We start from the raw sequence: 24,324 nt of genomic DNA on the forward strand, positions 1-24,324 counted from the left end.
GGTCAGGACGAGCGTAGTCAGCATCGCGGGCCGCGCGGCCGGTATCGACGATCATCAGTGACTTTCGTCGAATCGAACAAAAGCTGCCGTCGATCGAACCTTTCTTTCGACTTAGACCGACGTTAGTGTCGATCTCCGACCACCGTCGCGAAAGGTGGAACCATGTCAGACCACACCGCCCCCGACGCCACCCCCACCGGCCGGCTCAGCCGCCGATCCCTGCTCGCCGCCTCCGCCGGCGCCGCCGCCGCCATCGGCGCGGCCGGCCTACCCGTCCTCGCCACCGGCACCCCCGCGCTCGCCAACCCCGGCAACGCGAGCAAGCTGCGGGTGGAGCCGCTGATCCCGGCCAGGAACCGCGGCATCATCCTCTACAGCGTCCGCGACCGGATCACCGCCGCGCCCGACGACAGCGGGGTGCCGTACGGCTTCGAGCGCGTCCTCGCCCGACTCGCCGAGATCGGTTACAAGGAGATCGAGTTCGCCGGCTACACCCAGAGCACCGAGATCCTGGGCCGGCAGATCACCCCCGCCGAGATCCGCAAGATCCTCGACGACAACGGACTGGTGGCCAACGGCACCCACGCCTCCATCCAGCCGGCCACCTTCCAGCAACAGCTGGACATCGCCGAGGAACTCGGCATGAAGAACATCGGCACCGGCAGCGACCCGACCAGCAGCGCGTACAAGGCCGAGTGGGACGCCGCCGCCGACATCTGGAACGAGCTGGGCCGGCAGGCCAAGGCCCGGGGCATGCGGCTCTACACCCACAACCACGACGCCGCGTACAACTTCCTCATCGACCGGGGCCCGCGCGACGCGCAGGGCCGGCAGACCCGGTCCTCCGGCATCCGCCGGTTGGAGTACTTCTTCGAGATCACCGACCCGCGGTACGTCTTCTTCGAGCTGGACATCTACTGGGCCTACGTGGCCCGTTACAAGCACCAGAAGTACGTCAACCCGGCCGGCCAGGAGGTGACCGACCTGTTCGACCCGATCCTCACCGTGGCCGACCGGACCACCCGGTTCCCGCTCTTCCACGCCAAGGACGGCGACCGGGACACCAGCGTGCCCAACGGGTACCAGATGACCCCGCTGGGCGACGGCGACCTCAACTTCCAGCAGTTCTTCCAGACCATCGGCGAGCGCAACTTCCACCACGCCAACTGGGAGATGGACACCGCCCCCGGCGGTGCGGACAACAAGGGCCAGTCGCTCGACTTCGCGGCGACCAGCTACCAGAACATGTCCGACCTGAGCATCTACGTGGAGAAGTGACTCCGCGCTGAACGCGACGAAGGCCGGCCCCGCACCAGGCGGGGCCGGCCTTCCGGCGTCTGACGGCTCGGTCAGCGGTCGAGGACCAGACCGACCTTCTGGAACTCCTTCAGGTCGCGGTAACCGCACTTGGCCATCGCCCGACGCAGCCCACCGAACAGGTTGAGCTGGCCGTCGGCCTCGTCCGCCGGCCCGAAGAGCAGCTGCTCCATCGACCCGAGCGGCTCACCGGAAACCTCGAAGGCACCCCGGGGCAGCGACGGGTGACTCGCCGCCGAGTGCCACCAGGCGCCACCGGCGGGAGCCTCGTCGCAGAGCGACAGCGGCTCACCGAGCATCACCGCGTCCGCGCCGCAGCCGAGCGCCTTGGCGATGTCGCCCGAGGTCTGGATGTCACCGTCGGCGATCAGGTGCACGTACCGGCCGCCGGTCTCGTCCAGGTAGTCACGGCGGGCCGCCGCGGCATCGGCGATCGCGGTGGCCATCGGCACCCGGATGCCCAGCACCGACTCGGTGGTCGACCACTCGTCGCCCCCGATGCCCACGATCACGCCAGCCGCGCCGGTACGCATCAGGTGCAGCGCCGTCTTGTAGTCGGTGCAGCCACCGACGATCACCGGCAGGTCGAGGTCGGCGATGAACTCCTTGAGGTTCAGCGGCTCGTCGGTGGTCGACACGTGCTCGGCCGAGACGATGGTGCCCTGGATGACCAGGATGTCCACCCCGGCGTCCAGGATCACCGGCGCCAGCGCGAGGGTGTGCTGCGGAGAGACCCGCACCGCCACAGTGCCGCCGCCGGCGCGCAGCTCGCGGACCCGCTCCGCGATCAGGTCCGGACGGATCGGCTCCGCGTACACCTCCTGGAGCCGCTTGGTGGCGCGGGCCTCCTCGTCGAGGCCGGCCAGCTCGTCCAGCACCTTGGTCGGGTTCTCGTAGCGGGTCCAGAGCCCCTCGACGTTGAGCACGCCGAGGCCGCCGAGCTGACCGAGCCGTACCGCCGAGGCCGGGCTCATGGTGGCGTCGGAGGGGTGGCCGACGCACGGAATGCCGAACGGGTACGCGTCGAGCTGCCACGACGTCGAGACGTCGTCGACGTCCCGGGTACGGCGGCTCGGCACGATGGCGATGTCGTCCAGGTGGTAGCCGCGCTGCGCGGTCTTGCCCAGCCCGATCTCGACCACGTCACGCATGGGGGACTCCAGGTGGTTGGGGGTGTTGGGTCAGCGGGTGTGGTAGTTGGGCGCCTCGACGGTCATCTGGATGTCGTGCGGGTGGCTCTCCTTCAAACCAGCCGCGGTGATCCGGATGAGCTGGCCCCGGCGGTGCAGATCGGGGATGTTCTCCGCACCGGCGTACCCCATGGCCAGCCGCAGCCCGCCGACCAGCTGGTGGGCGACCCGGGACAGCGGCCCCCGGTAGGGCACCTGACCCTCCACGCCCTCGGGGACCAGCTTGTCGTCGCTGAGCACGTCCTGCTGGAAGTAACGGTCCTTGCTGTACGACTTGGCCTGACCCCGGGACTGCATCGCGCCGAGCGACCCCATCCCGCGGTACGTCTTGAACTGCTTGCCGTTGACGAAGATCAGCTCGCCGGGGCTCTCCTCGCAGCCGGCCAGCAGGCTGCCGAGCATCACCGTGTCGGCGCCGGCCACCAGGGCCTTGGCGATGTCGCCGGAGTATTGGATGCCACCGTCGCCGATCACCGGCACGCCGGCCGGGCGGGCGGCCCGGGCCGCCTCCATGATCGCGGTCACCTGCGGCACGCCGACCCCGGCGACGATCCGCGTGGTGCAGATCGCGCCCGGCCCCACGCCCACCTTGACACCGTCGGCGCCAGCGTCGACGAGCGCCTTCGCGCCGGCGTACGTGGCCACGTTGCCGCCCATGATGTCGACCGCCACGTCGGCCTTGAGCCGGCGGACCATGTCCAGCACGGCCCGCTGGTGGCCGTGTGCGGTGTCCACGATCAGCACGTCGACGCCCGCGTCGACCAGGGCACGGGCCCGCTTGTACGCGTCCTCGCCCACACCGATGGCGGCGGCGACCCGCAGCCGGCCGGCGTCGTCCTTGCTGGCGTCCGGGTACTGCTCGCTCTTGGTGAAGTCCTTGACGGTGATCAGGCCACGCAGGCGGCCCGAGTCGTCGACGATCGGCAGCTTCTCGACCTTGTGCTGACGCAGCAGCGCCAGGGCGTCGTCCTTGCTCACCCCGACCCGCGCGGTGACCAGCGGGGTGTGGGTCATGATCTCCCGAACCGGAGTGTTCGGCTCGGAGACGAAACGCATGTCCCGGTTGGTGACGATGCCGACCAGCTGGCCGTCGCGGTCCACCACCGGAACGCCGGAGATGCGGTAACGCCCGCACAGCTCGTCGACCTCGCGCAGCGTGTCGTCCGGGCTGGCGGTCACCGGGTTGGTGATCATGCCGGACTCGGAGCGCTTCACCAGGTCGACCTGGAGGGCCTGGTCCTCCAGGGAGAGGTTGCGGTGCAACACACCGATGCCGCCCTGGCGGGCCATGGCGATCGCCATCCGGGCCTCGGTCACCGTGTCCATCGCGCTGGACAGCAGCGGAATGGACAACTCGATGTTGCGGGTGAGCTTCGTCCGGGTGTTGACCCGGCTGGGCACCACGTCCGACTCGCCCGGCTGAAGCAGCACGTCGTCGAAGGTGAGGCCGAGCGGAACCACCCGGGCGGAGCCGGCCGGCAGCTCGGGCAGGTGGCCGCCCAGGTCGGCGTGCTCGACGCCGGCCGGAAGATCGGTGCTGGGCGAATTTTCCACGATTGCTCCCCTGAGCTGCTCGGATGGGCTTCAGCGAGGTGGCGCGGGCGGGCACCGGAGCGCGCCACGATGCCGGCACGTCGCCTCATCGTACCCAGTGAGCTGGGCGCCCCGTCCGTGGCAGGCCGGGCCGCGCGGAGGCCGGGGGGCGGACGTTCGCGCCGCGTTGGGTCTACGGTGAGGGGGTGCACGACGAGCCCATCGACCCGTTCAATGGCGACCCGGCCGATCCGACAGCGGGTCTGGATGACCCGGGCGATGACGCGACGCCGGATCCGCTGACCGACGTCGAGCGGCAGGATGTGCTGGAAGACCTCGCTGACCTGGAGATCTACCAGGCTCTGCTGGCCCCGATCGGGGTCCGCGGGCTGGTGATCGAATGCGAGGACTGTCGCGAGCCGCACTACTTCGACTGGGACCTGCTCCGCGGCAACCTGCGGCACCTGCTCAACTCGGGCCGGCCCCGGGTGCACGAACCCGCCTACGACCCGGACCCGGACCACTACGTGACCTGGGACTACGCCCGGGGGTACGCGGACGGGGTGCACGACACCCTGTCCGAGGGCACCGAGGACGAGCCGGGCGGCCCGACCGCCACCAAGTGACACCGCCGCGCGGCGGGCACCCGGCTGCCGCCCGTCACGGATGCCCCGCAGTCGCCTGGCGGACCCGGGCTGCCGCGCGCCCCGATGCTCCGCCGTCACGCGGCGTGCCCTGCAGGCGCCTGGCGGACCCGGGCTGCCGCGATGCTCTGCTGTCGCGCGGCGTACCCCTGCTGTCGCGCGGCGTACCCCTGCTGTCGCGCGGCGTACCCCTGCTGTCGCGCGGCGTACCCCTGCTGTCGCGTGGTGTGCCCCGGCTGTCGTCACGCGGGGTGCCCTGCGGCCGCGCGACGTGCGTATGTCAGGCGACCAGACCGGCGCGGAAGCCCGCAGCCACCGCGTGGGCCCGGTCCCGGGCGCCAAGCTTGCGGAACAATCGGCGGGCGTGCGTCTTCACGGTGTCCTCCGAGACGAACAACTCCCGGCCGATCTCCGCGTTGCTCTTGCCCTCGGCCATGCCGAGCAGCACCTGAAGCTCACGCTCGGTGAGGCCGATCGACGCCCGACTGGGTCGGGCGTTCGGGGCGGGACGGCCCGGGTCGGTCTGCGCCGGCGACTCGCCGGTTCCCGCCTCCGCCTCGTCGTCGCCCCGCTGCACCGGCACCGAAGCCAGCCCGGCCGGCCCGTCGGCGGCCGTGGCCGCCCAGCCGGGCTCACCGGAACCACGCGGCGACGGCCCGGAGCGGCCGGAACCACCCACCGCCGCCGCGTCGCGGGCCGGATCGGTGATCCGCTGCCGGGAGGCTCGGCCGGGGGCTGTGAGCAGCAGTAGCGCCTTCGCCACCGCGCTGGTCAGGTCATGGTCGACATTCTGGATGAGCCCCCGGGCGCCGGCGCTGATGGTGGCCGCCGCGGCCTCGGACTCCTCGGTACCGAGCAGCAGCACGGCCGCCTGCGGCGCACGTGCCAACACCCGACGGACGAAGCCGGCGCTGTCCGGCCGGGTGAGGGCCGTGTCGGCCAGGACCACGTCGGCCGGTCGCTCGGCCAGCCGCAGCATCACCTCGGGATCAGAGACGGCGGTACGAACGATCGCGGACAACCCCAGCCGCGCGGCAGCAGAAGTAAGGTGCTGGGCCGCGAGTGGTGTCCGAACGCACACAAGAACGGTACGCACTGTGGTCTCCTCTCCGCCAACGAGCAGACCATGACGCGGTCGGCTGGGGAGGGGGTTCCCGGCAATCCTTCGAACTTTTCCGACAGATGGGGCAAAAGCCGCAATTTCCCGGACGTTTTCGATCACAGACGTGTGAGTTGACGACGGCCCGGGTACCGGGAGATCCAGGCCGGGAACGGTGCGCCTGCGCGGCCCGCCGCCCGGATGCCGGCCATAAGGATTCTCGCGGAGCCGCGCGGGAGGAGGGGTGCTGATGTCGAACGTACGTAGACTGCCCGGACCCATCGTCGATCTCTGGGACTGGCAGCGACTCGGTGCCTGCCGAGGGCGCGACAGCGCTCAGTTCTTCCACCCCGACGGTGAGCGTGGTTCCTCCCGGCTGCGTCGCGAGTCCGCCGCCAAGTCGGTCTGCCGCGCCTGCCCGGTTCGCGCCGAGTGCGCCGCCCACGCCCTGTCGGTACGGGAGCCTTACGGCGTGTGGGGCGGCTTCAGCGAGTCGGAGCGTCTGCGACTGCTCGCCGTCGGCTGGGAGGACCTGGCAGACCGCCGGCACGCCCGGGTCGACGTCGCACGGCTGGAGGCCCGACTGGGCCGCCCGCACAAGTCGACCGTCCCGGCGCAACGCAACGTCGCCTGACCCGACGCGTCCCGAACATCCACGAAACCGCGCCCTCACCCGTTGGGCGCGGTTTCGTGTCGTTCATGCGGTTCCCCCACGGCCAAGGCCCGCGCCGCCGCCGACAAGCCTTGAGCAACACCGGTTCCTTGATGTCGGGGCATCCCGCCCGAACACCCGATGGCAATGACCCGGACTGGATCAAGCGAGCGTTCGGCCCGAGCGGCAGGCAGAAGAGGTGCCCTGAGTAGCTTTGTCCGGTCTGGGGTATTCGGGCCGGGTGCAAGGCTTAGGCTGCTGCGAGGTATGCGACCTTTGTCCGGTGACCGGATGCACTCGTGGGCCGGAATCATGGCCGGGCGGGGGTCGTTACATACCCTGACGATCGCAGTACCACCGGCCCGCCGCCCGACCCCTGAGGGCTGGTCGCGCAGGTTGGAATGCCAGCCTCCACCCGGTCGTTACAGTCCCCACGAACGGCCGTCGGGCACCGCCTCGATAAGGGTGCCGGCAGGTGGGCCAACCCCGGAATGACCCCGGCCCCCCGGTCGTTACAACCCCCACGAACGACCGTCGGGCACCGCCTCGACGAGGGTGCCGGCAGGTGGGCCGACCCCGGAATGACCCCGGCCCCCGGGTCGTTACACAGGGTCCCGGCGCCACGAGCCCCCCGCGCTCGGCAGGTCGCCGACCCGACGCCCCACACGGCGTCACCCCCCAAGACTTTTTCCCCGTTGTTTGTTGCAGCGCCGGACGAGGTGCTCACACCCGTCACTGCCGTTCCCCCTTTTTGGCGGTGTGGGTGTTCTACCCCCGAAGGAGCTACCCCCATGAACACGATCTTCCGTAAGAGCATGTTGTCTGTTGCTGGTCTCGCGTTCGCTGGTGGTGTGTTCGCCGGCCCGATCGCCGCCCACGCCAACCCGGTGGATGCCAAGCCGGTCGCGGTGGCTGTGCAGTCGGCGGCGCCGAAGCCGCAGGGCGACCAGTCGCGTATCAGCCTGAATGACGAGCAGACCGCGAACGTGAAGGCGATCATCGCCGCTACGAAGAAGGCTGGTCTGCCGGAGCGGGCCGCGGTCATCTCGATCGCGACGAGCCTGCAGGAGTCGAAGCTGGAGAACCTGGGTCACCTGGGCGACATGAACGACCACGACTCGCTGGGCCTGTTCCAGCAGCGCCCGAGCTCGGGTTGGGGTACGCCGGAGCAGATCACCGACCCTGAGTACTCCACGACCGCGTTCCTCAAGGGTTTGAAGCAGGTCGACGGGTGGCAGGACATGGCCTTGACCGACGCCGCGCAGACCGTACAGGTCTCGGCCTACCCGGACGCCTACGCCCAGTGGGAGCAGCAGGCCACCGACCTCGTTGCCCAGCACTGGAACAGCTGACCCACACCACCGCACCACACCACAAGCACCCAGCACCAGGGCACGGCACCACCGCACCACCGCGACAACACCACAGCAGGACACCGACCTCTGGCCGGCACCCGCAACCCCGGGTGCCGGCCAGCGGTGTTTCTCTGCTCCGAGTCCACAGACCTGAATCCGCAGATCTTGGACACTTTCCGTCCAGCGCGAACGGAAAGTGTCCAAGATCTGCGTGCGTGGTCCGGGGCACCACCGGTCCACCCGCCGTCCCGCCGTACCGCCGTACCGCCGTACCGCCGGAGAATCGCGGGAACCCCGCAACGCAGGTCGCGAACCAGCCCACCGACCCGCAGAGCAGGTCACGAACGCGCACCCGCAGAGCAGGTCACGAACGCACAGGGCAGGTCACGAACGCGCAGAGCACGTCGCGGACACACGTCGCGGACACACGTCGCGGACACACGTCGCGGACGCAGCCCGGGCGACGACGCCATGGCGTGGATCAGCGGACGGTCACTGTGATCGTGTGCCAGCCGGTGGCGCCATCCGGGACGACGTCCTGCGTACGTTCGGTCTGGGTTTCACCGGTTGCGTCGGTCGCGCGGACCTGAAGCCGGTGCTCGCCCAGCGTGGCCTCCCACCGCCAGGACCACTGCACCCAGGTGTCCACCGACACTGTCGGGGCCAGCGCGGCTTCCTGCCACGGGCCGTCGTCGACGCGTACCTCGACTCGGCGGATGCCCCGGTGCTGCGCCCAGGCCACCCCGGCGACGGTCACCGGGCCGGCGGTCAGCCTGTTACGTCCCCTGGGCGTGTCGATCCGGGATTGGGTCTTGATCGGCCCCTGGGGGGACCAGCCGCGCGGCACCCAGTACGCGTCGAAGTCGGCGAACCGGGTCAGCTCCAGTTCGGTCACCCATTTGCAGGCCGACACGTAGCCGTAGAGTCCTGGCACCACCACTCGGGCCGGGAAGCCGTGCTCGACCGGCAGCGGCTCGCCGTTCATCCCGACGGCCAGCAGGGCGTCCCGGCCGTCGCGCAGCGCGGCGGTGGGGGTGCCGCAGGTCCAGCCGTCGACCGACCGGCCGACGACCTGGTCGGCGTCGTCGTCCGGCTCGACCTCGTCCAGCAGTTCCCGCAGGGGTACGCCGAGCCACAGGGCGTTGCCGATCAGGTCACCGCCCACCTCGTTGGAGACGCAGGCCAGCGTGACATACCGCTCGACCAGCGGTCGGGCCAGCAGATCCGCGTAGCTGTAGGTGCGTTCCCTACCGACCCGTCCGTGGATCCGCAGCCGCCAGGTGTCCGGGTCGACCTGGGGCACCACCAGCGCCGTGTCGATTCGGTAGAACCCGAAGTTCGGGGTGACGTACGGCGCGAGCTGCGTCAGTGAGAGGTCCGCGCCCGCCGGTACGGCAGGTGCGGGGGTAACCGGCGCGGGCAGGCGGATCGCGTCGCGGGCTGCGGACACGCCGCGCCGCCCCGCCAGCCAGCGCCCACCGAGGCCGGCCACCACGGCCGTCCCGAGCAGCACTCCGCTGCCGGTGAGGAATCGCCGCCGCGACTCGGGGTCCACTTCGGCAGGCCCGACCGGTTCGACAGCCGCCGTCGGTCCGGCCGGTGTCACCGGCACCGGCCCTGCCGGCGACACCGGCACCGATTCACCCGGCGGCACCGATTCTCCGGGTGACCCCGGACCAACCGGCGACCCCGGACCGGCCGACCCGGGACCAGCCTGCGATCCCAGGCCAGCGGTCGACACCGGACCAGCCTGCGACACTGGACCTGCCGATGGCACCGGGCCAGCGGGCGGCGTGGGTGGTGACCAGGACCAGGGGTCCAGCTCGAACGGCCCGCCGATGAACAGCCAGAGCACCAGGGCGCCGAGACCGGCGCCGACCAGGGACGGCAGCGCGTCGGCGAGGTCAGCGCCGGCGCGGGTCAGCGCGGAGGCCACGCCGATGACGCCGAACGCGGCAATGCCGGCCAGGCCGAGTGCCAACCGGCGGACCGCCAGTACGCCGAAGAGCGCGGCGAAGCCTCCCAGCAACACGGCAGTGCCGACCAGCAGCGCGATCTTGTCGGCGGTGCCGAAGAGGTCGATGGCGAGTTGCTTCAGCGACTCGGGGACGGCGTCGACGACGACCCCGCCGACCGCGACCAGGGGCGCCGACCGGGGACCGGTCAACACCGCGACCGGTTCGGCGATCCCGATCGCGACGGCGGCGGCGGTGATTCCGGCCAGCGCGGCGTACCGCCGTGACGTGGTGCTCATCGGCCCAGTGTGCGCGATCAGCTCGCCGGGTCGCCAACAACGTCAGCGTTCGGTAATGACCTACCAGCCCGCGAGAACGAGCCGGGGCGCACCGCCTTACAGCGGTGCGCCCCGAAACGGGTGTCGCTACCGGATCAGAAGCCCGGGCCGTGCTGGTGGCCGTGACCGTGGCCGTGCCCGCCGCCGGCGGCCGGCTCGGCCTGCTCCGGCTTCTCCACCACGAGGCTCTCCGTGGTGAGCAGCAGACCGGCGATCGAGGCGGCGTTGGTGACCGCGTTGCGGGTCACCTTCACCGGGTCGATGATGCCGGCCTTGACCAGGTCGACGTACTCGCCCTTGGCGGCGTCGAGGCCGTTGCCCCACTTGAGGTCGGCGACCTTCTGCGTCACGACGTAGCCGTCGTGACCGGCGTTCTGGGCGATCCAGCGCAGCGGCTCGACGAGCGCCTTGCGCACGACCGAGACGCCGACCTTCTCGTCACCGGTGAAGCCCAGGTCGTCGTCGAGCACCGAGAGGATCTGCACCAGGGCGGCGCCGCCGCCGGGCACGGTGCCCTCCTCGACCGCAGCCTTGGTCGCCGCGATGGCGTCCTCGATGCGGTGCTTGCGCTCCTTCATCTCGACCTCGGTCGCCGCGCCGGCCTTGATGACGGCGATGCCACCGGAGAGCTTCGCCAGCCGCTCGGCCAGCTTCTCCCGGTCCCAGTCGGAGTCGGAGGCCTCGATCTCCTTGCGGATCTGAGACACCCGGTCGGCGACGTCGGCCTTCTGGCCACCGCCGTCGACGATCGTGGTGTTCTCCTTGTCGACCACGACGCGCCGGGCGGTGCCGAGCACCTCCAGGCCGACCTGGTCGATCTTGTAGCCCAGCTCCGGGGCGACCAGCTCGGCACCCGTGGAGATCGCGATGTCCTGCAGCATTGCCTTGCGCCGGTCACCGAAGCCCGGGGCCTTGACCGCGCAGACCTTGAGGGTCTTGCGCAGCGAGTTGACCACCAGGGTGGAGAGCGCCTGGCCGTCCACGTCCTCGGCGATGATCAGCAGGGGCTTGCTGTTCTGCAGGACCTTCTCCAGCAGCGGCAGCAGCTCCTCGATCGCCGAGATCTTCTGGGTGGTGACCAGGATGTACGCGTCCTCAAGGACGGACTCCTGACCCTCCAGGTCGGTGACGAAGTTCGGCGAGATGAAGCCCTTGTCGAACTGGAGACCCTCGGTCACGTCCAGTTCGGTGGTGAGCATCGAGCCTTCCTCGACGGTGATGACACCGTCGCGGCCGACGCGCTCCATCGCCTCGGCGATCAGGTCGCCGATCGTGGAGTCCTGCGCGGAGATCGTCGCCACGTTGGCGATCGACTCCTTGCTGGTGACCTCGGCGGCACGGCCGAGCAGCGCCTCGGAGACCTTCATGGCCGCCGCGTCGATGCCCCGCTTGAGGCCGGCCGGGTTGGTCCCGGCGGTCACGTTGCGCAGACCCTCGCGAACCATCGCCTGGGCCAGCACTGTCGCGGTGGTGGTCCCGTCGCCGGCGACGTCGTTGGTCTTGGTCGCCACCTCCTTGACCAGCTGCGCGCCAAGGTTCTCGTACGGGTTGGTGAGCTCGATCTCCTTGGCGATGGTCACACCATCGTTGGTGATCGTCGGCGCACCGAATTTCTTGTCCAGGACGACGTTGCGCCCGCGCGGGCCGAGGGTGACCTTGACCGCGTCCGCGAGGGCGTTGACACCGTGCTCCAGCAGGTGCCGGGCGTCGTCCGAGAAGCTCAGGATCTTCGCCATTAATGTCCCTTCGAAGCGCCATTGCCCCGGCCCGGCGAGCCGGACCGGGGCAGTGGCACTGATCGGTTGCTTACTTCTCGATGACCGCGAGGACGTCGCGGGCGGAGAGCACCAGGTACTCCTCGCCGGCGTACTTGACCTCGGTGCCGCCGTACTTCGAGTAGAGGACGGTGTCGCCGACCTGCACGTCAACCGGAACCCGGTTGCCGTTGTCGTCGACGCGCCCCGGGCCCACAGCGAGGACGGTGCCCTCCTGCGGCTTCTCCTTGGCGGTGTCGGGGATCACGATGCCCGACGCCGTGGTGGTCTCAGCCTCGTTCGCCTGGACCACGATGCGGTCCTCGAGCGGCTTGATCGCAACCTTGGTCGCGGTAGTCACGGGCATACCCTCCTGGGGTACTGGTTTCGTTGCTGGCCAGCGGGGCTGACCAGCGTCAATCTGCCTCATGCCACCGGGCGGTGCCGTCGTCGCGGGTGCCGGTCCGCCTGGCGTGCGCACCCGGGTCGCGAGACCCGGAAGCTGGCACCCTCAGGGTGAGAGTGCTAATCGCAGGTTATTCCGTGGCTAGCACTCCGTCAAGGAGAGTGCCAGCGAGTCGCGCCCCGCCAGCCAGGATTTCCGGGTCGGCCGGGACAATGGCGGGGTGGATCTCGATCAGCTGGCGGCGCTGCGTACCCCTGAGGGGTCGGCCGCGCTCACTGCGGCGGCCGACCTGGCCGGCGGTGATCCACTGGTCGCGGCGTCGGCGCTGCGCGCGACCGGGGTGCCGCCGACGTTGGCTGCGGCGGCCCTCACCCAGGCCGAATTGCGGCACCGGGCGGTGGGCAAGTTCGGCCCGGCCGCCGCTGGGATGTTCCTCACCCGTCCCGGCCTGGAGCAGGCCACCCGCCGGGTGGTCGCCGACCGTCGGGCCGCCCGGTTGTCCGCGGCCGGCGTGCGCTCCCTGGCCGACCTCGGGTGCGGGCTCGGGGCCGACGCGCTGGCCGCCGCCCGCGCCGGCATCCGGGTGTACGGGGTGGAAGCCGACCCGGTGACCGCGGCGATGGCCGCCGCCAACGCCGAGGCGGCCGGCCTGGCCGAGCTGTTCACTGTCGAGTGCGGCGACGCGACCGGGTTCGACGTGTCAGGGGTCGACGGGGTCTTCTGCGATCCGGCCCGCCGCACCACCGGCACCGGGCGGCGGATCTTCGACCCGCGCGCCTACTCGCCACCGTGGGACTTCGTCACCGGGCTGGCCGAGCGGGTGCCGCGCACAGTCGTGAAGGTCGCGCCGGGCCTGGACCACGCGCTCATTCCGGCCGGCGCGGAGGCCGAGTGGGTCAGCGTGGACGGCGACCTGGTCGAGGCCGCGCTCTGGTGCGGCGAGCTGGCGGAGGTGCCCCGCCGCGCCACCGTCTACCGCCAGCGGGGCGCCGAGACCCACCGTCACCAGCTCACCGGCTCGGGTGCCGCCGAGGCGCCGGTCGGGCCGCCGAGGCGCTACCTGTACGACCCGGACCCGGCGGTGGTGCGCGCGCATCTCGTGGCCGAGCTGGCCACCGAACTGGACGCCACCCTGGGCGATCCGAGCATCGCCTACCTCTACGCCGACCGGCCGATCCGCACCCCGTACGCGCGCTGCCTGGAGATCACCGACGTGCTGCCGTTCTCGCTCAAGCGCCTGCGGGCGCTGCTGCGCGACCGCGGGGTGGGCCGGGTGGAGATCCTCAAGCGGGGTTCGGCGCTCACACCGGAGCAGCTCCGGCGGGACCTGCGGCTGGCCGGGAACGCGGCGGCGAGCCTGGTGCTCACCCGGGTCGACGGCGCACCGACGGTGCTGGTCGGCCAACCTGTCGGCTAGCCCCGTCTCGACTAGCCTCGTCGCTGTGGCGGGACAGGGCACGCCGGCAACGGCACTGTTGGTCAAGCACGGAGTCGCGCATCGCACCCATCCGTACCGGGTGTCACCGGACGCCCCGAACTACGGCGCGTTGGTGGCGGTGGCGCTCGACGTGGCACCGGAGCGCGTGTTCAAGTCGCTGGTGACCGCTGTCGACGGCGCGCTCACTGTGGCGGTCGTCCCGGTCACCGGCGAGCTGGATCTCAAGGCGCTCGCGGCGGCGGTCGGCGGCAAGCGGGCAGCGTTGGCCGACCGGGCGGTCGCCGAGCGGGCCACCGGTTACGTGCGCGGTGGGATCAGCCCGCTCGGGCAGCGTCGACGGTTGCCCACGGTGTTGGACGAATCCGCGCTGGATCTCCCGACGATCTACGTCTCGGCTGGTCGGCGTGGTCTGCAACTCGAACTGGCCGCAGCGGATCTGGTGGCGCTGACCGACGCCCGCACCGCGCCGTTGCAGACCCACTGACGACAGTCGTTACGTCGACTCCCCCGTGGGATACCCAGGGAGTAACAGTCGCGTTGCTGAATTGTTATCGCTCCCAACAAACTATGCACCTGCGCGGTCTTGTGGAGCCGGTGTGACGCGAAATACGTTGCCGGACACAACAAAACAACACCTCCCCCACCTCCGAAAGGACCCTGCACATGCGTAAGGGGATCCTCACCATCGCCGCCGTGGGCCTGCTCACGACCGGCGGCTTGACCGCCTGTGGCGACGACTCCGGCGACAAGGCCGCCTCCGCCAAGACCCCCAAGATCGGCGTGATCCTCCCGGACAGCAAGTCCTCGGCCCGCTGGGAAACGGCGGACCGTCGGTTCCTGGAGGAGGCGTTCAAGGCCGCCGGCGTCCAGTACGACATCCAGAACGCCCAGAACGACAAGACGGCCTTCCAGACCATCGCCGACCAGATGATCACCGGTGGCGTGACCGCCCTGATGATCGTCAACCTGGACTCCGGCACCGGCAAGGCCGTGCTCGACAAGGCCAAGTCGCAGGGTGTGGCCACCATCGACTACGACCGGCTCACCCTCGGCGGCTCCGCCCAGTACTACGTCAGCTTCGACAACGAGACCGTCGGCAAGCTCCAGGGCGAGGGTCTGACGAAGTGCCTGACCGAGAAGGGCGCCAAGAACCCCGTCGTGGCGTACCTGAACGGCTCCCCCACCGACAACAACGCCACCCTCTTCAAGGCCGGCTACGACTCGGTGCTCAAGCCGAAGTTCGACGCCAAGGAGTACGTCAAGGGCCCTGAGGACGCGGTGCCGGCGTGGGACAACGCGCAGGCCGCGACGATCTTCGAGCAGCAGCTCACCAAGGCCAACGGCAAGATCGACGGCGTGCTCGCCGCCAACGACGGTCTCGGCAACGCGGCCATCTCGATCCTGAAGAAGAACAAGCTCAACGGCAAGGTGCCGGTGACCGGACAGGACGCCAGCACCGAGGGCCTGCAGAACATCCTCGCCGGTGACCAGTGCATGACCGTCTACAAGGCGGTCCGGGAAGAGGCCAAGGCCGCCTCCGACCTGGCCATCGCCCTCGCCAAGGGTGAGAAGAAGGACACCGGCCAGACGGTCAAGGACGGCGACCGGGACGTCCCGTCGGTGCTGCTCACCCCGAAGGCCATCTACAAGGACAGCGTCAAGGACGTCATCGCCGACGGCTACGTGACCAAGGAAGAGGTCTGCACCGCGGCGTACACCAAGTTCTGCGCCGAAGCCGGCATCAGCTGACCGACGCCGCAGTACCCGCCGGAACGACCATCGCCGCCCGGCACGGGAGCACCCTCCCGTGTCGGGCGGCGCACGCCGGACGGGCCCCGACCCTCCCTTAAGAAGGAGACCCCCGTGTCCGCGACCCCCCTGCTGGAACTCCGCGGGATCGACAAGAGCTTCGGTCCCGTCCAGGTGCTCCGCGACGTCGCCCTGACCGTCCACCCGGGAGAAGTGACCGCACTGGTCGGCGACAACGGCGCCGGCAAGTCGACCCTGGTGAAGTGCATCAGCGGCATCCACCCCACCGACGCCGGGGAGTTCCTGTTCAACGGTGAACCGGTGCACATCGGCAGCCCACGCGACGCCGCCACGCTCGGCATCGAGGTCGTCTACCAGGACCTCGCGCTCTGCGACAACCTGGACATCGTGCAGAACATGTTCCTCGGCCGGGAGAAGCGCAGCGGCATCGTCCTCGACGAGCCGACAATGGAACAGCTCGCCGCCGAAACCCTGGCGGGGCTCTCCATCCGCACCGTCACCTCACTTCGCCAGCACGTGTCCAGCCTCTCCGGCGGTCAACGCCAGACCGTGGCCATCGCCAAGGCGGTGCTGTGGAACAGCAAGCTCGTCATCCTGGACGAGCCGACCGCGGCGCTCGGCGTGGCACAGACCGCCCAAGTGCTCGAACTGGTCCGCCGCCTCGCCGACAACGGCCTGGCCGTGGTGCTCATCTCGCACAACATGAACGACGTCTTCGCCGTCTCCGACCGGATCGCCGCGCTGTACCTCGGCCAGATGGTCGCCCAGGTGAAGACCACCGACATCACCCACGCCCAGGTGGTCGAGCTGATCACCGCCGGGCGCTCGGGCGGGCTCGGCCTCGCCACCGACCCGGGCAGCAACGGCGACGGCCCGCAGGCGGCCGACTCGATCTCAGGAGGCGTCCGATGACCACCACCGCCGTGCGGAAGGACGGACCCGCCGCCGTCACACCGACGCCGACCATCGGAGGCCACTTCCGCAACTACCTCAGTCGGGTACGCGGTGGCGACGTCGGCGCACTACCAGCCGTACTCGGCCTGATCGTGCTCTGCACCGTCTTCGCGATCATGCGGCCGTCGTCGTTCCTGTCGGCCGGCAACTTCGCCAACCTCTTCACCCAGGGCGCGGCGGTCACGCTGATCGCGATGGGCCTGGTCTTCGTGCTGCTGCTCGGCGAGATCGACCTGTCCGCCGGCTTCGCCAGCGGCGTCTGCGCGGCGGTGCTGGCCAATGTGGTCACGGTGCTCGGCTACCCCTGGTGGGTCGCCGTGCTCGCCGCTGTCGCCACCGGCGTGGTCATCGGCAGCACGCTGGGCATGCTCGTCGCGAAGATCGGCATTCCGTCCTTCGTGGTCACCCTCGCCGGCTTCCTCGCCTTCCAGGGCGTCGTGCTGCTGCTCGTCAAGGATGGCACCAACATCGCTGTCCGCGACGACGTGCTGGTCGCCATCGCCAACCGCAACCTCGGCCCCACCTTGGGTTGGGCGCTGACCGCCGTCGCGGTCATCGGCTACGCGGCTGTGCAACTGCTGCGGCACCGCACCCGGGTGGCCCGCGGCCTGATCACCGATCCGCTCGCGGTGGTGGCGCTGCGGATCGGCGGGCTCGCCGTCATCCTCGGCACCGCTGTGTACGTGCTCAACCTGGAGCGCAGCCGCAACGTCCTGATCAGCTCACTCAAGGGTGTGCCGATCGTGGTGCCGATCATCGCGGTGCTGCTGATCATCTGGACCTTCGTGCTCCAACGCACCAGCTACGGCCGGCACATCTACGCCGTGGGCGGCAACCGGGAAGCGGCCCGCCGGGCCGGCATCGGCGTCGACCGGATCCGGATCTCCGTCTTCGTGATCTGCTCCTCCATGGCCGCCATCGGTGGCATCGTGGCGGCCAGCCGGGCCAACTCGGTCGACCCGAACACCGGGGGCAGTAACGTACTGCTCTACGCGGTCGGCGCGGCGGTGATCGGCGGCACCAGCCTCTTCGGTGGCAAGGGCCGCGTCCTCGACGCCGTCCTCGGCGGCGCGGTGGTCGCGGTCATCGAAAACGGAATGGGCCTGATGGGGTACACCTCGGGAGTCAAGTACGTGGTCACCGGCGTCGTGCTCCTGCTCGCGGCCAGCGTCGACGCGCTCTCCCGCCGTCGCGCGGCAGCCACCGGCACCCGCTGACCGCGCGGGAGGTAGCACCAGCATGCGCCCAGGACCGACCCAGGATGACGTCCGACGGCAGAACCTCGGGGCTCTGCTGAGGCACGTGCACGTCCACGGGGCGACCACGCGTGCCGAACTGACCACCACGCTGGGCCTCAACCGCAGCACCATCGGCGCGCTCACCGCCGACCTGTCCGCGGTGGGGCTGGTCAGCGAAGGGGCACCGAAGGAAACCGGCCGGGCCGGACGACCGTCACTGGTCGTCCGGCCCGAGTCGGCGCGGGTCTACGCGTACGCGTACTCGGTGGAGGTGGACCGGCTGCGCGCCGCCCGGATCGGGCTGGGTGGCGCGGTCCTGGACCGCCGGGATCTGGACCGGCCGCGCGGGCTGCTGGCCGCGGAGGCCGCACCACTGCTGGCCGGCGCGGTCAAGGAGATGCAGCAACTGGTGCCGGCGGACGCGATCTGCGTCGGTGCCGGCGTCGCCGTCTGCGGCATGGTCCGCCGGGACGACGGCCTGGTTCGACTCGGCCCCACCACCGGTTGGGTGGACGAGCCGATCGGCGCGGCCCTCGCCGACGAGTTGGGCATCGACGTACCGATCACAGTGGGCAACGTGGCCGACGTCGCCGCGTTCGCCGAGCACGCACGCGGTGTGGCGGCAGGCTGCGACAACGTCCTCTACCTGTACGGCGACGTGGGCGTGGGTGCCGGCATCATCGCCGGTGGGCGCAGGCTGACCGGGCACGGTGGGTACGGCGGCGAGGTCGGCCACATGAAGGTGGTGCGCGACGGCAGACCCTGTGAGTGCGGCTCCCGGGGCTGTTGGGAGACCGAGATCGGCGAGCGTGGCCTCCTGCGCGCCGCCGGACGCTCCGACGCCCGGGGCCGTGACGCGCTGCTGGCCGTCTTCGACGCGGCCGATCGCGGAGACGCTCGGGCCCAGACGGCGGTCCGCCAGGCCGGCGACTGGCTCGGCTTCGGAGTGGCCAACCTGGTGAACGTCTTCAACCCCGAGATGGTCATCTTCGGTGGGACGATGCGTGACCTCTACCTCGCGGCGGCGGCCCAGATCCGCAGCCGGCTCAACTCCAACGCGCTCGGCGCCTGTCTGGAGCACGTCCGGCTGCGTACGCCGAAACTGGGTACTGACGCGCCCCTGATCGGTGCCGCAGAGCTGGCCTTCGAACGGCTCCTCGCCGACCCCCTCGACGTGGGCTGATCCGCGTACGCTGTCCGGCGTGGATGTCGAGCTGCGCGCCTCCGACGACGACCGCAACCGGGTGGTCGCCGCGCTGCACCAGCACACGGCGGCGGGCCGGCTGACGCTCGACGAGTTCTCCGATCGCGCCGGTGCGGTGTGGACGGCGCGCACCCTCGGTGACCTGGCCGCGCTGACCCGCGATCTACCGGCCCTGCCCACCTCGGGCGTCGACACCGGCCCGGTCGGGCGCGGGCGTCAGGAGTTGCTGATGGTCTTCGCCGCCGCGGCGATCACCCTGCTGCTGCTCGGCGGCCTGCTCGCCGTCACCCGCTGATCCCTGTCGCTCCGCGATGAACTGATCGCGCGATCAGTCCGTACCAGTGGGCGGACGGGCAACCGGCAGGATACGGCTGCCCGGTCCAGACGCGTTCCGGTCCGGACCGAGGAGGCACCACAGACATGGCACCGCTCAGATCCGCCCATCGCCGACTGGGCACCCGGACCCACCGAGCGGCGATGCTGCTCATCGCGGTCATCGCGGGGGTCGGTGTCCTGCCCGGCGTGGCCGTCGCCGCGCCCGCCGGTGGCCAGCAGCTCAACGCCGCCGACATGACACTGCTCAACGGGGTGCGGCTGGCCGGGCTGTGGGAGATGCCAGCCGGCCAGATGGCCGCCGAGAAGGGACAGTCGGCGAAGGTCCGGGAGATCGGCGCCGGCATCGCCAGCGAGCACCAGAAGCTCGACCAGCTCGTGGTCGACGCGGCCAACAAGTTGGGCGCGACGATCCCCAGCGATCCGACCGCCGAGCAGAAGGGCTGGCTGGCCGAGATGCAGAAGGCATCCGGCGCCCGGTTCGACCAGATCTTCGTCACCCGGCTCCGGGTCGCCCACGGCAAGATCTTCCCGGTGATCGGCGCGGTCCGGGCCAGCACCCGGGACGCCACAGTCCGCAAGCTCTGCGAGGACGCCAACGCGTTCGTCCAGCACCACATGCAGATGCTGGAGAGCACCGGCCTGGTCCGCTGGCCCGAGTTGCCGCCGGCGGCGCTGCCCGCCCCGGGTGAGGACGGGCTCCTGGCCGCCGCCTCCGCCAACTCCGGCCCGCAGGTCGGAGTCAGCAGCACAGTCGTGTGGCTGGTCTTCCTCGCCGCGCTGGGCACAGGCGGAATCGCCACCTACCGGATGTTGCGCCGCAGCTGACCAGTCAGGCAGCGGCCTGAATGGTGGCTCGCGTTACCGGTCCACCTGGGTGAAGTCCCAGGAGTGCGGGGCGCGGGCCACCAGCAGGGCTGGTGGGTCCGGCAGCGGCCGGGGGTTGCTGCGCCACTTGGAGATCACCACCACGCGGTGGTCGGTGGAGGAGAAGACCTCGCTGGAGACGTGGAGCGGGTCGTGCTCCAACTCGGGCAGGGCGGTGTCGCACACCCAGGTGATCAGGTCGGCGACTCCGTACGCCTCGGCGCGCGCCTCCCACATCCGCACGATCATGTCCGCCGCTCCCGTCACACGCTGACCGTTGTCAACGGCAGTGCCGAATCGGCCGGCAGGTCCAGTCGGCTCGGAGCGACCCCGGCGGCGACCAGGTGCGAACCGAGCGCGGCCACCATCGCGCCGTTGTCGGTGCACAACTTCGGCCGGGGTACCCGGACCCGGATGCCGTACTTCTCGGCTCGCTGTTCGGCCATCGCCCGCAGCCGCGAGTTCGCCGCCACTCCCCCGCCGATGACCAGGGTCTCGATGCCCTGCGCCCGGCAGGCGGCGAGCGCCTTGCTGGTCAGGACGTCACAGACCGCCTCCTGGAAGGACGCGCCCACGTCGGCCACCGGCACCGGCTCACCGGCACGCTGACGGGCCTCGACCCACCGGGCCACCGCCGTCTTCAGGCCCGAGAACGAGAAGTCGTAGCGGTGGGCGGCGAGATCCTTCGCGGCGGTCAGACCGCGGGGGAAGGCGATCGAGGCGGCATCGCCGGCCCGGGCCTCCCGGTCGATGGGCGGACCGCCCGGGAACGGCAACCCGAGCAGCCGGGCGACCTTGTCGAACGCTTCCCCGGCCGCGTCGTCGATGGTGGCGCCCAGCGGGGTGACACCCCGCGCCAGGTCGTCCACGAGCAGGAGGGACGAGTGGCCGCCGGACACCAGGAGCGCGATGGCGGGTTCGGGCAGTGGGCCGTGCTCAAGGGTGTCCACCGCGACGTGGGCGGCGAGGTGGTTGACGCCGTAGATGGGTTTCTCGGCGGCGACCGCGTACCCCTTGGCGGCGGCGACGCCGACCAGCAACGCACCGGCCAGCCCCGGCCCGGAGGTGACAGCGATCGCGTCGATGTCGGCCAGCGTGACGCCGGCCTCGGTCAGTGCCCGGTCCATGGTCGGCACGATGGCCTCCAGGTGTGCCCGGCTGGCCACCTCCGGCACCACACCCCCGAACCGGGCGTGTTCCTCGACGCTGGAGGCGAGCGCGTCGGCCAGCAGGGTGTGCCCCCGCACGATGCCGACACCGGTCTCGTCGCAGGAGGTCTCGATACCCAGGATCAGTGGTTCGTCAGCCATGGTCGTGTGGTCCGTCCCCGGTCGGCTCGGCGTCGCGCCGCATGACCAGCGCGTCGGTGTTGCTCGGTTGGTAGTAGCCGCGCCGCACCCCGATCGGCTCGAAACCGTACGTCGCGTAGAGCCGCTGAGCTGCGGCGTTGTCCACGGCGACCTCCAGCAGGGTGCTGCGGGCGTCGCGCCGGACCGCCTCGGCGAGCAACTCCTCCAGCAGGGCACGGCCCACGCCGCGCCGCTGGGCGTCCCGGCGCACGGCGATGTTCTGTACCCACACCTCGTCCGGCGGAACGCCGGCGAGCCCGGCGTAGCCGAGTACCGACCCGTCCGCGTCGACGGCGACCCGGTAGTGGTGCCCGTTGGCGAGCTCACTCCAGAACATGGCGGGCGACCACTTCTCAGCGCCGAAGAGGTCCGCCTCGATCGGCAGCACGTCGTCGATGTGCCACCAGCGGAACGGTTCGAGCCGTACCGCCGTCATGGCAGGACCGGTTTGCGACCGGTCGCCGCCACCGCGTCGGGGCGGCGCAGGTAGAGCGGGGTGAGCCGCTCACTGGACGCCCCCGCCCGGATCCGCTCGGCGGCGAGCAACGCCAGCACCGTCGCGTCCGGGTAGCGCGGCTCGACCCGAACGGGCAGGTCCAGGACCTCGGCGTACCGGTGCGCCCCGTCACCGACCGCGATCGTCGCGCCCAGTTCGCGGGCGCGCGCGGCGGCGACCGCCGGCGCGGATACCTCCGGCCCGACGATCCGCTGGCCAGCGCCGTCGTAGACGGCCCAGTAGAGCTCCTTGCGCCGGGCGTCGCTGGCGGCCAGGACCGGCGCGCCGGACGCCGCCGGGTAACCGATGGCGTCCAGGGAACAGACGCCGTACGTGGGGATGCCGAGCACCTGACCCATCGTCGCGGCGGTGACCAGGCCGACCCGTAGCCCGGTGAACGGCCCCGGGCCGAGCCCGGCGACGATGGCGGCCAGGTCACGCGGGCGCGCGTCAGCGTCGGCGAGGACCGCATCCACCTGGGGCGCGAGCAGCTCACCGTGCGCGCGGGCGTCGACAGTGCACCGGTGCGCCCGCGACGCCACGCCGTCTGCCGAGACGTCCACCAGCGCCGCAGTGACCGCGGGGGTCGAGCTGTCCACCACGAGTACGAGCACGGTAAGCCAGCCTAGCCGCCCCGCCGCAGCCTTCAGTCACGCCCCGCCCCGCCAGCAGCCGCTGTCACGCCCACCCACGGCCGCCCGCACCACTGTCGCTCTTTCGCGGCGGGGGGGCGACGAACCGGCGCGGGGGGCGACGGGCCCCATCCCCCAGTGAGCGGTATACCTGTGAGTCATATTTATGACTCACAGGTATACCGCTCATCAGGGAACGGCCCTGGTCACCGGTCACGCGTCAGTCGCAGGTCCCGGGGAGCAGGGCGGCGGCCGTCCAGTCATGAATACGCCTCAGCGGTTTCGGCCACGACCGGCGTGGTCCACCATCCCGGGATGCCACCCACTCGTCTCGCCGGCCTGCTCGGCACCGCCATCCGTGAGCAACGACAGTCGCGCGAGCTGAGCCAATCTGAGCTGGCCGAGTTGGCCGGCGTCAGCCAGGCGACGGTCGCCCGGATCGAACGCGGTGAGCGAGCGCCCAGCATCGCCGTGCTGGAGCGGTTGCTTGCAGCGATGGATGTGCAGTTGGTCGTCGGCGTCGAGCCGTTGGACGCGCACCTCGACGCCCGGATCGACGGCTTGGCCGCACGGCCGATCGCCGAGCGAATCGACGGGCTGGGGTTGGATCGACTGCTGGATCGGCTCACCGACTTTCCGCAGGTGATCACCGGATGCGCCGCGGCGGTGCTACAGGGTGCACCGGTGCCGGCCGACACGCTGCAGATCGCCCTGCGCTGGCAGGACGCCAAGCTGTTCACCCGCTGGCTGGAGACGAACTACGGCCAGCGGTGGAACGCCCGCTGGGGTGAGTTCGGCGGGGTGTGGTTGGAGCCCGAAGAGCCGGGCGAACACCTGTGGTCGACCCGGTACGGGGAGATCAGGGCCACCATGTGCGACGAGCTGCCCGAGACGATCGAGGTGCGCCACGGTGGGCGGAGTTACCAGGTGGTGCCGCTTGTCGAGCTGGAACTGAGCGAGCCACGCGCCGCCGAGTTGCTGCGCCGCTACCGGGACCGGCAGCTGGCCAGCGACGGCTGAGCCAGTGCCGGTCCACACCAGCAGCGGGACGTCGACGAGCGGCTCAGCCGGCGGTGCGCTCCCAATCGATCGTGGGCAGGCCGGCGTCGGCGAGTGCCTTGTTGGCCGCGCTGAACGGGCGGCTACCGAGGAAGCCGCGCGGGTTCATCGGGCTGGGGTGACCCGCCTCCAGCACCACGTGCTGCGGATTGGTGACCAGCGCGGCCTTCTTACGGGCGTAACCACCCCAGAGCAGGAAGACCACCCGGTCCGGTGCCGCGTCCAGTGCCCGGATGGTCGCGTCGGTGAACTCTTCCCAGCCGGCGTTGGCGTGCGAGCCCGGGGTTGCCTGCCGGACGGTCAGCACCGCGTTGAGCAGCAGCACCCCCTGGGCGGCCCACCCGTCGAGGTTGCCGCTGCGCGGCTTGGGCACGCCCACGTCCTCGCCCAGCTCCTTGAAGACGTTGCGCAACGACGGCGGCACCGTCACACCGTCGCGGACGCTGAAGCTCAACCCGTGTGCCTGCCCGGCCCGGTGGTAGGGATCCTGCCCGAGGATGAGCACCCGCGTGCCCTGCGGCGGGCAGAGCCGATATGCCGAGAACAGATCTTCCAACGGCGGGAAGACCGTCTGCGTCGCGTATTCCCGGGCGACGAACTCGCCCAGCGCGGCGGTGCGTGCCGGGTCGAGGTGCGGGGTGAGCACTGTGCGCCACTGCTCCGGCAGCAGAGCCAGCAGATCCAGGGCGGGAGCGTCGTCGGGCATCGGGAACCTCTCACAGCGCGGGTCGGACCCCCGCA

At 70.7% G+C, this 24,324-nt stretch carries 24 protein-coding genes; 13 read left to right on the plus strand and 11 right to left on the minus strand.

Going from position 1 to position 24,324, the window contains the following annotated elements; translation table 11 throughout:
- The first annotated feature begins 162 nt into the window (after nt 1-162).
- Nucleotides 163-1,278, plus strand: coding sequence for a sugar phosphate isomerase/epimerase family protein (locus OHB44_RS30120; protein WP_238687774.1), 1,116 nt, complete (start codon nt 163-165; stop codon nt 1,276-1,278).
- A 71-nt stretch (nt 1,279-1,349) separates the two neighbouring features.
- On the opposite strand, the gene OHB44_RS30125 is transcribed toward OHB44_RS30120, so the two are convergent.
- Both OHB44_RS30125 and guaB read right to left on the minus strand, forming a co-directional pair.
- The gene (locus tag OHB44_RS30125; RefSeq protein ID WP_091406427.1) at nt 1,350-2,468 is read right to left on the minus strand and encodes a GuaB3 family IMP dehydrogenase-related protein; all 1,119 of its coding nucleotides are present in this window, start codon (nt 2,466-2,468) and stop codon (nt 1,350-1,352) included.
- 30 nt (nt 2,469-2,498) lie between these two features.
- Entirely contained in the window at nt 2,499-4,061 is a 1,563-nt protein-coding gene (gene guaB, locus OHB44_RS30130) for an IMP dehydrogenase (RefSeq protein WP_238687775.1), read from the minus strand.
- Between the two features lie 185 nt (nt 4,062-4,246).
- Between guaB and OHB44_RS30135 the strand changes: the two genes are divergently transcribed.
- On the plus strand, nt 4,247-4,666 hold the full coding sequence (locus tag OHB44_RS30135) for a DUF5319 domain-containing protein (RefSeq protein ID WP_238687776.1): 420 nt from the start codon (nt 4,247-4,249) through the stop codon (nt 4,664-4,666).
- 298 nt (nt 4,667-4,964) lie between these two features.
- Here OHB44_RS30135 and OHB44_RS30140 read toward each other — a convergent pair whose 3' ends face one another.
- A complete protein-coding gene (locus tag OHB44_RS30140; RefSeq protein WP_238687777.1) occupies nt 4,965-5,780 on the minus strand; it encodes a helix-turn-helix transcriptional regulator in 816 nt (271 codons plus the stop codon).
- A gap of 253 nt (nt 5,781-6,033) precedes the next feature.
- Between OHB44_RS30140 and OHB44_RS30145 the strand changes: the two genes are divergently transcribed.
- Together OHB44_RS30145 and OHB44_RS30150 are read left to right on the plus strand one after the other, a co-directional pair.
- Nucleotides 6,034-6,417, plus strand: coding sequence for a WhiB family transcriptional regulator (locus OHB44_RS30145; RefSeq protein ID WP_091406539.1), 384 nt, complete (start codon nt 6,034-6,036; stop codon nt 6,415-6,417).
- A gap of 809 nt (nt 6,418-7,226) precedes the next feature.
- Entirely contained in the window at nt 7,227-7,787 is a 561-nt protein-coding gene (locus tag OHB44_RS30150; RefSeq protein ID WP_330438958.1) for a hypothetical protein, read from the plus strand.
- Nucleotides 7,788-8,271: 484 nt separating this feature from the next.
- Here the strand turns inward: OHB44_RS30150 and OHB44_RS30155 are convergent, their stop codons facing one another.
- The 3 genes from OHB44_RS30155 to groES all read right to left on the minus strand — a co-directional run bounded on the left by OHB44_RS30155 (nt 8,272) and on the right by groES (nt 12,204).
- Complete coding sequence (locus tag OHB44_RS30155) at nt 8,272-10,044, minus strand: molybdopterin-dependent oxidoreductase (RefSeq protein ID WP_330438959.1); 1,773 nt, start codon at nt 10,042-10,044, stop codon at nt 8,272-8,274.
- 134 nt (nt 10,045-10,178) lie between these two features.
- Nucleotides 10,179-11,819 carry a chaperonin GroEL gene (gene groL / locus OHB44_RS30160; RefSeq protein ID WP_238687780.1) on the minus strand — a complete coding sequence of 547 codons (1,641 nt, stop codon included), beginning with the start codon at nt 11,817-11,819 and terminating at the stop codon, nt 10,179-10,181.
- Nucleotides 11,820-11,889: 70 nt separating this feature from the next.
- Nucleotides 11,890-12,204, minus strand: a complete 315-nt coding sequence (groES, locus tag OHB44_RS30165; protein ID WP_030330046.1) for a co-chaperone GroES — start codon at nt 12,202-12,204, stop codon at nt 11,890-11,892.
- Between the two features lie 259 nt (nt 12,205-12,463).
- Between groES and OHB44_RS30170 the strand changes: the two genes are divergently transcribed.
- From OHB44_RS30170 to OHB44_RS30205, 8 genes are all read left to right on the plus strand, one after another.
- The gene (locus tag OHB44_RS30170; protein WP_330438960.1) at nt 12,464-13,660 is read left to right on the plus strand and encodes a THUMP-like domain-containing protein; all 1,197 of its coding nucleotides are present in this window, start codon (nt 12,464-12,466) and stop codon (nt 13,658-13,660) included.
- A gap of 25 nt (nt 13,661-13,685) precedes the next feature.
- Nucleotides 13,686-14,165, plus strand: coding sequence for a Cys-tRNA(Pro) deacylase (gene ybaK / locus OHB44_RS30175; RefSeq protein ID WP_330438961.1), 480 nt, complete (start codon nt 13,686-13,688; stop codon nt 14,163-14,165).
- A 179-nt stretch (nt 14,166-14,344) separates the two neighbouring features.
- Nucleotides 14,345-15,430, plus strand: coding sequence for a sugar ABC transporter substrate-binding protein (locus OHB44_RS30180; protein WP_266304430.1), 1,086 nt, complete (start codon nt 14,345-14,347; stop codon nt 15,428-15,430).
- Nucleotides 15,431-15,544: 114 nt separating this feature from the next.
- Nucleotides 15,545-16,363, plus strand: a complete 819-nt coding sequence (locus OHB44_RS30185; RefSeq protein ID WP_238679445.1) for an ATP-binding cassette domain-containing protein — start codon at nt 15,545-15,547, stop codon at nt 16,361-16,363.
- A complete protein-coding gene (locus OHB44_RS30190; protein ID WP_266304429.1) occupies nt 16,360-17,622 on the plus strand; it encodes a sugar ABC transporter permease in 1,263 nt (420 codons plus the stop codon). Before OHB44_RS30185 ends, OHB44_RS30190 begins: the two co-directional genes overlap by 4 nt.
- Nucleotides 17,623-17,644: 22 nt before the next feature.
- Nucleotides 17,645-18,826 carry an ROK family protein gene (locus OHB44_RS30195; protein WP_238687785.1) on the plus strand — a complete coding sequence of 394 codons (1,182 nt, stop codon included), beginning with the start codon at nt 17,645-17,647 and terminating at the stop codon, nt 18,824-18,826.
- Nucleotides 18,827-18,845: 19 nt separating this feature from the next.
- Nucleotides 18,846-19,142, plus strand: a complete 297-nt coding sequence (locus OHB44_RS30200) for a DUF1707 SHOCT-like domain-containing protein (protein WP_238687786.1) — start codon at nt 18,846-18,848, stop codon at nt 19,140-19,142.
- A gap of 125 nt (nt 19,143-19,267) precedes the next feature.
- Nucleotides 19,268-20,008: a DUF4142 domain-containing protein gene (locus OHB44_RS30205; RefSeq protein WP_238687787.1), complete on the plus strand. Its 741-nt coding sequence runs from the start codon at nt 19,268-19,270 to the stop codon at nt 20,006-20,008.
- 33 nt (nt 20,009-20,041) lie between these two features.
- Here OHB44_RS30205 and OHB44_RS30210 read toward each other — a convergent pair whose 3' ends face one another.
- Genes OHB44_RS30210 through tsaB form a run of 4 tightly spaced genes read right to left on the minus strand, consistent with a single transcriptional unit; the run spans nt 20,042 to nt 22,506 of the window.
- Entirely contained in the window at nt 20,042-20,296 is a 255-nt protein-coding gene (locus OHB44_RS30210) for a hypothetical protein (RefSeq protein WP_053660576.1), read from the minus strand.
- A 14-nt stretch (nt 20,297-20,310) separates the two neighbouring features.
- On the minus strand, nt 20,311-21,357 hold the full coding sequence (tsaD, locus tag OHB44_RS30215; RefSeq protein ID WP_330438962.1) for a tRNA (adenosine(37)-N6)-threonylcarbamoyltransferase complex transferase subunit TsaD: 1,047 nt from the start codon (nt 21,355-21,357) through the stop codon (nt 20,311-20,313).
- A complete protein-coding gene (gene rimI, locus OHB44_RS30220) occupies nt 21,350-21,832 on the minus strand; it encodes a ribosomal protein S18-alanine N-acetyltransferase (protein ID WP_112621757.1) in 483 nt (160 codons plus the stop codon). Before rimI ends, tsaD begins: the two co-directional genes overlap by 8 nt.
- The gene (tsaB, locus tag OHB44_RS30225; protein WP_238687790.1) at nt 21,829-22,506 is read right to left on the minus strand and encodes a tRNA (adenosine(37)-N6)-threonylcarbamoyltransferase complex dimerization subunit type 1 TsaB; all 678 of its coding nucleotides are present in this window, start codon (nt 22,504-22,506) and stop codon (nt 21,829-21,831) included. The genes rimI and tsaB overlap by 4 nt, the downstream gene beginning before the upstream one ends.
- A gap of 333 nt (nt 22,507-22,839) precedes the next feature.
- Here tsaB and OHB44_RS30230 point away from each other — a divergent pair, with 333 nt between their 5' ends.
- The gene (locus tag OHB44_RS30230; protein ID WP_266304426.1) at nt 22,840-23,544 is read left to right on the plus strand and encodes a helix-turn-helix domain-containing protein; all 705 of its coding nucleotides are present in this window, start codon (nt 22,840-22,842) and stop codon (nt 23,542-23,544) included.
- Nucleotides 23,545-23,587: 43 nt separating this feature from the next.
- On the opposite strand, the gene ung is transcribed toward OHB44_RS30230, so the two are convergent.
- Nucleotides 23,588-24,289, minus strand: a complete 702-nt coding sequence (ung, locus tag OHB44_RS30235) for a uracil-DNA glycosylase (RefSeq protein ID WP_238687792.1) — start codon at nt 24,287-24,289, stop codon at nt 23,588-23,590.
- Nucleotides 24,290-24,324: the final 35 nt, after the last annotated feature.

The sequence above is a fragment of the Micromonospora sp. NBC_00821 genome, assembly GCF_036347035.1.
In the GTDB taxonomy this organism is placed as follows: Bacteria; Actinomycetota; Actinomycetes; order Mycobacteriales; family Micromonosporaceae; genus Micromonospora; species Micromonospora hortensis.

What these genes read in the sequence shown, in the direction of transcription:
- OHB44_RS30120 (WP_238687774.1), top strand. Translation starts at nt 163, where the DNA reads ATGTCAGACCACACCGCCCCCGACGCCACCCCCACCGGCCGGCTCAGC.
- OHB44_RS30125 (WP_091406427.1), bottom strand. Translation starts at nt 2,468, where the DNA reads ATGCGTGACGTGGTCGAGATCGGGCTGGGCAAGACCGCGCAGCGCGGC.
- OHB44_RS30145 (WP_091406539.1), top strand. Translation starts at nt 6,034, where the DNA reads ATGTCGAACGTACGTAGACTGCCCGGACCCATCGTCGATCTCTGGGAC.
- OHB44_RS30150 (WP_330438958.1), top strand. Translation starts at nt 7,227, where the DNA reads ATGAACACGATCTTCCGTAAGAGCATGTTGTCTGTTGCTGGTCTCGCG.
- OHB44_RS30155 (WP_330438959.1), bottom strand. Translation starts at nt 10,044, where the DNA reads ATGAGCACCACGTCACGGCGGTACGCCGCGCTGGCCGGAATCACCGCC.
- groL (WP_238687780.1), bottom strand. Translation starts at nt 11,819, where the DNA reads ATGGCGAAGATCCTGAGCTTCTCGGACGACGCCCGGCACCTGCTGGAG.
- groES (WP_030330046.1), bottom strand. Translation starts at nt 12,204, where the DNA reads ATGCCCGTGACTACCGCGACCAAGGTTGCGATCAAGCCGCTCGAGGAC.
- OHB44_RS30180 (WP_266304430.1), top strand. Translation starts at nt 14,345, where the DNA reads ATGCGTAAGGGGATCCTCACCATCGCCGCCGTGGGCCTGCTCACGACC.
- OHB44_RS30190 (WP_266304429.1), top strand. Translation starts at nt 16,360, where the DNA reads ATGACCACCACCGCCGTGCGGAAGGACGGACCCGCCGCCGTCACACCG.
- OHB44_RS30195 (WP_238687785.1), top strand. Translation starts at nt 17,645, where the DNA reads ATGCGCCCAGGACCGACCCAGGATGACGTCCGACGGCAGAACCTCGGG.
- OHB44_RS30205 (WP_238687787.1), top strand. Translation starts at nt 19,268, where the DNA reads ATGGCACCGCTCAGATCCGCCCATCGCCGACTGGGCACCCGGACCCAC.
- OHB44_RS30210 (WP_053660576.1), bottom strand. Translation starts at nt 20,296, where the DNA reads ATGATCGTGCGGATGTGGGAGGCGCGCGCCGAGGCGTACGGAGTCGCC.
- tsaD (WP_330438962.1), bottom strand. Translation starts at nt 21,357, where the DNA reads ATGGCTGACGAACCACTGATCCTGGGTATCGAGACCTCCTGCGACGAG.
- rimI (WP_112621757.1), bottom strand. Translation starts at nt 21,832, where the DNA reads ATGACGGCGGTACGGCTCGAACCGTTCCGCTGGTGGCACATCGACGAC.
- OHB44_RS30230 (WP_266304426.1), top strand. Translation starts at nt 22,840, where the DNA reads ATGCCACCCACTCGTCTCGCCGGCCTGCTCGGCACCGCCATCCGTGAG.
- ung (WP_238687792.1), bottom strand. Translation starts at nt 24,289, where the DNA reads ATGCCCGACGACGCTCCCGCCCTGGATCTGCTGGCTCTGCTGCCGGAG.